Origin of the sequence: Acinetobacter sp. YH12045 (assembly GCF_013419925.1) — a bacterium.
GTDB classification, from domain to species: Bacteria; Pseudomonadota; Gammaproteobacteria; order Pseudomonadales; family Moraxellaceae; genus Acinetobacter; species Acinetobacter amyesii.
Genome location: NZ_VOZE01000027.1, coordinates 1 through 7422, shown reverse-complemented (window position 1 = coordinate 7422; position 7422 = coordinate 1). Strand labels below are relative to the sequence as shown.

The 7422-nt window shown below is 35.0% G+C and carries 11 protein-coding genes; 8 read left to right on the top strand and 3 right to left on the bottom strand.

Features of this window, described 5'->3' with window-relative positions; genetic code table 11:
* Positions 1–159: 159 nt before the first annotated feature.
* The 8 genes from mobQ (at position 160) to FTU02_RS15980 (ending at position 6279) form a co-directional block, all read left to right on the top strand.
* Positions 160–1914, top strand: a complete 1755-nt coding sequence (gene mobQ, locus FTU02_RS16015) for a MobQ family relaxase (protein ID WP_257245712.1) — start codon at positions 160–162, stop codon at positions 1912–1914.
* A 635-nt stretch (positions 1915–2549) separates the two neighbouring features.
* On the top strand, positions 2550–3494 hold the full coding sequence (gene repM, locus FTU02_RS16010; RefSeq protein WP_068912167.1) for a replication initiation protein RepM: 945 nt from the start codon (positions 2550–2552) through the stop codon (positions 3492–3494).
* Between the two features lie 3 nt (positions 3495–3497).
* Positions 3498–4052 carry a plasmid replication DNA-binding protein gene (locus tag FTU02_RS16005; RefSeq protein ID WP_180005593.1) on the top strand — a complete coding sequence of 185 codons (555 nt, stop codon included), beginning with the start codon at positions 3498–3500 and terminating at the stop codon, positions 4050–4052.
* A 12-nt stretch (positions 4053–4064) separates the two neighbouring features.
* Positions 4065–4208, top strand: coding sequence for a hypothetical protein (locus FTU02_RS16000; protein WP_167514224.1), 144 nt, complete (start codon positions 4065–4067; stop codon positions 4206–4208).
* Positions 4209–4419: 211 nt separating this feature from the next.
* A complete protein-coding gene (locus FTU02_RS15995; protein WP_180009762.1) occupies positions 4420–4860 on the top strand; it encodes a hypothetical protein in 441 nt (146 codons plus the stop codon).
* A gap of 515 nt (positions 4861–5375) precedes the next feature.
* A complete protein-coding gene (locus FTU02_RS15990) occupies positions 5376–5576 on the top strand; it encodes a hypothetical protein (RefSeq protein WP_163146734.1) in 201 nt (66 codons plus the stop codon).
* A gap of 174 nt (positions 5577–5750) precedes the next feature.
* Complete coding sequence (locus FTU02_RS15985; protein ID WP_111885987.1) at positions 5751–5996, top strand: type II toxin-antitoxin system RelB/DinJ family antitoxin; 246 nt, start codon at positions 5751–5753, stop codon at positions 5994–5996.
* Positions 5986–6279 carry a type II toxin-antitoxin system RelE/ParE family toxin gene (locus FTU02_RS15980; RefSeq protein WP_074947749.1) on the top strand — a complete coding sequence of 98 codons (294 nt, stop codon included), beginning with the start codon at positions 5986–5988 and terminating at the stop codon, positions 6277–6279. Before FTU02_RS15985 ends, FTU02_RS15980 begins: the two co-directional genes overlap by 11 nt.
* 45 nt (positions 6280–6324) lie before the next feature.
* Here FTU02_RS15980 and FTU02_RS15975 read toward each other — a convergent pair whose 3' ends face one another.
* The 3 genes from FTU02_RS15975 to FTU02_RS16265 form a co-directional block, all read right to left on the bottom strand.
* On the bottom strand, positions 6325–6645 hold the full coding sequence (locus FTU02_RS15975; protein WP_179997607.1) for a GrlR family regulatory protein: 321 nt from the start codon (positions 6643–6645) through the stop codon (positions 6325–6327).
* Positions 6646–6821: 176 nt separating this feature from the next.
* Positions 6822–7196 carry a hypothetical protein gene (locus FTU02_RS15970; RefSeq protein WP_086322809.1) on the bottom strand — a complete coding sequence of 125 codons (375 nt, stop codon included), beginning with the start codon at positions 7194–7196 and terminating at the stop codon, positions 6822–6824.
* 43 nt (positions 7197–7239) lie between these two features.
* A partial coding sequence (locus tag FTU02_RS16265; RefSeq protein ID WP_218956204.1) for a hypothetical protein occupies positions 7240–7422 on the bottom strand: 183 nt, incomplete at its 5' end.

Sequence of the window (7422 nt, the reverse complement as noted above, 5' to 3'; positions counted from 1 at the left end):
AATGAAGGGCGCACTTACCCACTTTTATCATTTCATTCAAAAGTGGACGTTGCGACAGGGGAAACCCCTGTACCCCATGACCTCGCTTTAGCATGGTCAGCAACTTTTTCAAAGTTGCAAAAATCAAAACCACGGTATGCAGAAATTTAGGTTTTTAAAGTGGCAATTTTTCATTTGAATGAAAGCAACATCTCACGAAGTGACGGACGTTCAGCCGTTGCTTGTGCTGCTTATCGTGCCTGTGAAAAATTAGAGGATCTGACTTTTGGAAAGACTCAGGACTACACTAAAAAAAAGGGACTTGAATACAAAAATATTTATGCACCAGAACATACCAATACAAAACTTTTAGACCGTCAAACACTTTGGAATACAGTAGAAAAAAAAGAATTCAATGCCAATGGCTCAATGAAAGCCAATGCACGACTCGCCAAAGAATATATCTGTGCTTTACCACATGAATTAACAGATGCAGAACGCATAAAAATCGTTGATGACTTTTGCCGAGACTTTGTGAACAAGCACAATGTTATTGTCGATGCCTGCATCCATGCACCACATGAACATAACGATGAAACCAATAATAAAAACTATCACGTACACATCATGTTCACGACCAGACTCATCAATGAAAAAGGCGAATTAGGAAAGAAACAAAGAATCTTCAACGACCATGGTCCCGAGATCCTGAAGGACAGCCGAGCAACTTTTGCCAATGTTGTAAACACAGTATTGGAAAATGCTGGACTAGATGAACGCATCGACCACCGGAGTTACAAGGATCAGGGCTTAGACTTTCTTGAACCCACCCATCATGAAGGGCATGAAGCTACAGCACTTCGCAGACAATATGATGAGGAACAAAAAAGACCGCTTGACGAACGTAACACTGAAATTGTGCTACCAAGAATTGCACTTGAAAATGAAGCCATCAAAGCCAAAAATTTAGATGCTGCACGAGAATACCAACAGATCATCAAGGGCCTTGATCAAGAAATTATTGTTCCAAGTCGATTAGAAGATCAGATTACCCAACTAGAGAACGAACTTCAGTTAACCGAAGCAGAAGAAAAAGAGCTTTTAGCAGAATTAGAACATCTCAACCTAGAAGAAGAACGCCTGCAAGAACAACAGGTTCAACAGATTGACAACGCATATGATGACTTCATTCGTTGCCAGGATATTTATGCAGAATTTGCTAGTCAGTTTTACACCATTCAAAGCAATGCTGCTAATAATCAAAAACAGATTGAATCAAATCTCACCAAGACAAAACGATGGTTAGCAGAAAACAAAAGCGATTTTTACCTACGTAACGATAATTTGTTTTATGACTCTTACCATCATACTTACAGAGATATAAAAAAACCTGATTTTTATGCGACTGAAAAATCAGTAGAACAGGCAAAAAATGAGAACTGGAGAGAATACGCAACCGAGGTCGAACAACTTGCTAAAGAATACGATATTGAGAATGTCGTCAAACGCTTAGGCCAATGCTCAGAGATACTGCAAAATAATGGGATTGAACGACCAACGATAAAACCCACTTTCTGGCAAAAGCTAAAACGAGAGTACGTTCACTCTTTCGATACCCTGCATGATTTTAATGATGATATGAAACCTATCCTTGTCGAAAAACGGGCAGATGATCTCAAAATTGAACAAGAAAGAATGCAGCAAGTACGCCAAGCGGAAGTGGATCGCCAACGAAAAATTGAAAATGATCGCAGAGAAAGTGAATTTAGAGAGCAATTACGTAAAGAACGAGAGCAAAGAGAACAACGCTATGAACAAGATAGACGCGAACGAGAACATTTGGCATTTCTAAGACGGCAAGAATTGGAAAAACAGCAAAAAAATGAGCCTAAAAAACCAGAAAATGAAAATAAAAACGATTACCGACCTTGGTGAATGCTGTTTAAACGCAAAAAAATAGGGTTTTTAGCGATGTTTTGCTAAACCACAGTAGATTTATAGTTGAGTTAAGAAAAAACTCTTAAATCGCAAATGAGAGCATTTAGCGAGTGTCTACGAGCGAACTACAGGGATCTAAATTTTTTCACCTGTTTTTCCCTGATTACAGGCTCCCCTGTGTATCAAGAACTCAGAATCAGAGCATCCCGAATGGGTGCGAACTGATTACGATGGCTTTATGTCGAGCGAAGCGAGTAAAAAGCTCATGAGCGAAGCGAATTCCGAGCTGCTTTTGCTTTTTTTTAAAGTCACAACCCAATGAGCCAAAAAATTGCCCCAACGAATCGAGCGAAAGCGAGATTCAATAGAGTTTGAGCGCAGCGAAAACCAAGGGCAATTTTTCCTTGCCTGGGCTTTTAATTATTTTAAAGTTTTTAAATGCTTTTAGACTCTCTGAAAACCTTTGTTTGCAAGGCTTTCAAGGTGGATAAGACTACAATTTCTTTGTCATAAGACTACAATTTCTTTGTCATAAGACTACAATTTCTTTGTCATAAGACTACAATTTCTTTGCATTTGATTACATCGAATGCTAATGTAGTCTTAATAACACTTATAACCTATGCAGTCTTATGAAAAATGACTTAGTAGTAAAAGATAATGCCTTAATTAATGCCAGTTATAATCTCGAAGTAACCGAGCAACGGCTTATCCTTTTATCAATAATAAGAGCAAGAGAAACAGGCCAAGGGATCTCATCCGACAGTAAATTAGAAATCCATGCTTCTGATTATGCTTCTCGCTTTGATGTCACCAAAGAAGCTGCGTATAACGCTCTAAAAAATGCAGTTAATAATCTTTTTGAAAGAAAGTTCTCTTTTAAGGAAATTCATAAAGATACAAACAAAGAAATTGTAGTCAAATCCCGCTGGGTTAGCCGAATTGCATATGTTGATGACCTTGCTACATTAGAAGTTACCTTTGCACCAGATGTTGTTCCTCTTATTACAAGATTGGAAAAGCACTTTACGAGCTATCAACTTAAACAGGTTGCGCAACTAACTAGCAAATATGCTATTCGTCTATATGAGTTTCTAATTGCTTGGAGAGACGTAGGAAAAACACCTGTTATTTCTTTATCTGAGTTCAGAGAAAAATTAGGACTTGAGATGAATGAATATCAAAAAATGGTTAATTTTAAAAGTCGTGTTTTAGAACCAGCCATAAAGCAAATCAATGAGCTGACTGATATACATGTAAAATACGAACAGTACAAAACAGGAAGATCTATCTCAGGCTTATCATTCACTTTTAAGCATAAAAAAATTGATTCGATACCTTCAGAAAGAGATCCAAACACGGTAGATCTCTTTACCCAAATGACCGATGCACAACGCCACATGTTTGCCAATAAACTTTCAGAGCTACCGGAAATGGGTCGGTATTCCCAGGGAACTGAAAGCTATCCACAATTTGCTATTCGTATTGCTGAGATGCTTCACGATCCTGAAAAAATCAAAGAACTATATCCATACCTAAAAAAAGTGGGATATATGCCATTAAATAAAAGGATTTAGTAAATGGCTAAATTATCACTAAGTGAAGTATCTAACCGCTTTAACGTCAGTCGTTCTACGCTATATAGGGCCATAAAAGAAGGGCGTATATCTCGAAGCGCTGATGGTCTTTTTGATATTGCAGAAGTCATCCGATGCTTTGGAGAGCCGATCAAAAAGCATGAACAAAAACAAGAAGTGGATCAGTCTAAAGATGATGCTGATTTACGTCAGCTTGTTGATTTTATGAAAAAGGAAATTGAGTCATACAAAGATCGTGAGAAACGCTATTTAGATCAAATAGACCGCTTTCAATTGCTATTAGGGCATAAAGAGTCTGAAGAAAAAATGTCTCATGATACACCAGTGACACATTCCAATGATGCACCATGCGACAACAATAATGGAATAAGTGAAACTATTGATAATAATAGAGATAGTGAAATTAAAACATCCCATGAGACATTGGTGACACGCCCTAATGAAACACCAAAACACGTACCAAATACGCATTATGAGACAAAGAAAAAACGTGGCTTATTTGGCCGTGTACTGAATGCTGTTTTTGATAATGACTAAGGGAGAAAGATCATGCCGAAACTGAAAGACATTGCCCTAGGCATTATTGTGGCCCCACTGTTGATCCCGATCATGCTGATCGCATCGTACCAGGATAAAAAGGAGCTGAAAAAAGAGCTGGATAAACGCCAAAAAGAAAAAGACCAGGCATCCTGATTATTCAATTGAGCTAATCAAAAGTGTGAAACATTGATTAAATAGTAGGCGTGGAACGTGAAAAATCATAAAAAAAGCCCGGTCATGGAAACTCGGGCTATCAACTATAAACTACAGCGTTGAATTATAAGGATAATTATAACGCATTTCGTATAATTGGTATTATGTTAATTTTAGAAATATTAAAAATAAAATTTTAAAAGGAATGCAGATGGATCTTTATCATAGAAGAGTACTTTTAATTGGAGCACTTTTATTATTTTTTTTATTTTTAATTTTTAAAATTTTATTTTCTATCTTTGTATCAAAAATGGTAGATAAACAATATGAACAGGGAAACTTTAAAGTTGGAGAAATGTGTTATCTAGGTTATAAGCCCCATTCAAGAAAATCTACAGGAGCATATATCTCGATAGATAGTTATTATTTTTTAGTTGATGGTTTAAAGAGCCAGAACTTAGTTAGACCCTATTTTCCATTTAAGAAGCAATTTCCAAATTTTATAAAAAAAATGGATAGAACAAAATGTTATAAAGCTGAATATATAGAAGTAAATATTTTATTCTACAAGCAGAGAATGATATATCAATTAATTGATTTTAATGACTTTGTTTTGCAGATTCATGATGAATACCCTATAACTTCTAAATGAATAATTCTATGAGTCGAGCCTTTTATCATCGATTTAACATAATGGCGGTTATACGAAACTTAGATGTAAGCCCAAAGTAGAAATGTCCGGTTTCTCCAAAGTAAAAATGTCCGCTTTTAGAATATGCACTTTTGCAATTTTCTTATGTTCTTAAAAAAAATAGTTCTAATTAGTACAATAATAACTAGTAGTCTTGCTCTTGCATATGATCCTACAACGCCTTCATATTATTTAACGAAAGAATTGTGATGTGTGCAGAATATTATGCAGACTGTATTGATGTCTATGGGTCTGCTGGTAGCGGTGGAATGTCAGAGTGTGGAAACTCTTTAAATACATGCATCACTACAGGTGATTGGAATCCACCAAATCTTCCTGTACCATCATCGGATAGATTATTAAACCTTTTTAGTTCAGAAACTAGAGAAGCTACAACAAGATATACCACGGCCTAATAAATCAGGATCTCAATGTAATATGATTGGGATCCTTACCAACATATATAGAAGAGAAAAATGGATCAATTAAAAAAAATAAATGATGATTTGTATCAAGCTGCAATATTATTAGACAGTATTCCTAGTAAGATTCAATCAGATCCATCACTAGAAAATAGAGAAAATATCTTACTGATAGGAAAAGCTCTCAGTCATATTTTTGAACTCCAAAATAATATTTATAAAATTCGCCCTGATTTAAAAAATAATAATCAGTAATAACAGTTATTTATAGTATTTTTTAAGAAAGATAGCGGCTCATTTGAGAATATAAAAGTAATATTCTATTTGTAATAGTTTCTCTGAAATTAACATAATACGGATTATACGAACTAGCCACGTAATGCAACTTGCATTACAATATTCCTATGCATTCAATAAATGGGAAAAATAATGGCTACTGTTAACTTCAGGGTCGATGAAGCCCTTAAAGAAAAATCTTATTCAGTTCTAAGAGAACAAGGTATTGCACCTACTGAGTTTTTTACAAATGTCCTTGAATACATTGCAGCGACTGGGAAACTCCCTGTACAAAAAGCCTTACTCTCAGAAGAGGATACCGAGCTATTAGCGATTGTTCGTAAACGTATTAATGATCCTAAAGAAATGTTTGAGGAAATTACTTTAGATGACTTATAAGCTTTTACGTCATAAGGACTTCACAGCTGAATGGGAAAAGCTTCCTAGTGCTATAAGAGATCAATTTAAGAAAAAACTTGCCAAGGTCATAGAGCAGCCACATATTCCAAAGAATATGCTTAGAGGTGATCTTGCAGGTTGCTACAAAATTAAATTATTAAAGGCTGGAGTCCGACTAGTTTATCAAGTTAAAGATGATCAGGTAGTTATCTTGCTCATTACGGTTGGGAAACGAGCTGACAGCATAGTTTATGACGAAGCGAAAAAGCGCATTAAAGACTAAAAATGGGAGCTTAGAGCTCCCATTTTTGACTTCGCATAACGTGTATTATGTTAATTTTAGAAATAAGTCACCTATAAATTTTGCTTTTATATAAACGACTAAATTAGGTCTATTAGTAATACTCCCTAATAATTCATAATCATAATTCGTCTTTTTAATAGATACATTTAAAGTTTCATTTATAGCTTTTTCTATACTATTATCATGTTGTTTTATAATAACTTTCGATTTTTGATTAATGATTTCACCTTGAAAGGAAAATGCATAGTTTCCACCATTTATTATATTATTTTGTACTACAAAAACTCCATTACCAAAATCATTAAAATTATCTTGAAATTCAAGGAAGTAAATACCATCTCGCATTCTTAAAATACCAGTTCAACAAAGTGAGTGTTTTATATATTTTACGCCAATTTCAACTTTAAATAAGCTTTTAGTTGTTCAAACAAATTGAGCTACCTCTCCTGTAATACAAACATTAGCATTTCATAGTAGTTAACCTTTATTTAACATAAAATCTCTTATATGAAATTTAGAACTTATCCCTTAAAAAGATCATTAAAAAGCTCTTTATCTTTCTGTCTATTTTCTTCTGTCTTACTTTCCGCACTTAAAAACTGCTCAAAATCAGCCCATTGATGTTTAAAAGATTCATCATTCTTAAATTTATTCAAAACCCAAGCGCCAAGCAAAATTTTCCGTCTAGTTTCATTTTTCCGTTCTTGAGCTTTGGCTTCACTTAAAAGTTTTTGCTGCTTAAGTTTAAGCTCATTCTGTTTCTGTTTTGCCTGTTCTAAGATCTGCTCTTGTTCTTTTTTCAAATACTCAATTTGCTCTTGTAGAGATAACTTCTTCTGCTGTGCTTTAGTGAGCTTCTTTAAAACTGCATCTTTCTTTTCTTGAATATCTGACATAGTATTAAACCGTGATGATCAATAATCAAACATCATCATAGAGTCAAAAAACAAAGCGAGCAATATCAAACGTAGCGAAGCGGAGTTTTCCCGGAATGAAATGAAGGGCGCACTTACCCACTTTTATCATTTCATTCAAAAGTGGACGTTGCGACAGGGGAAACCCCTGTACCCCATGACCTCGCTTTAGCATGGTCAGCAACTTTTTCAAAGTTGCAAAAATCAA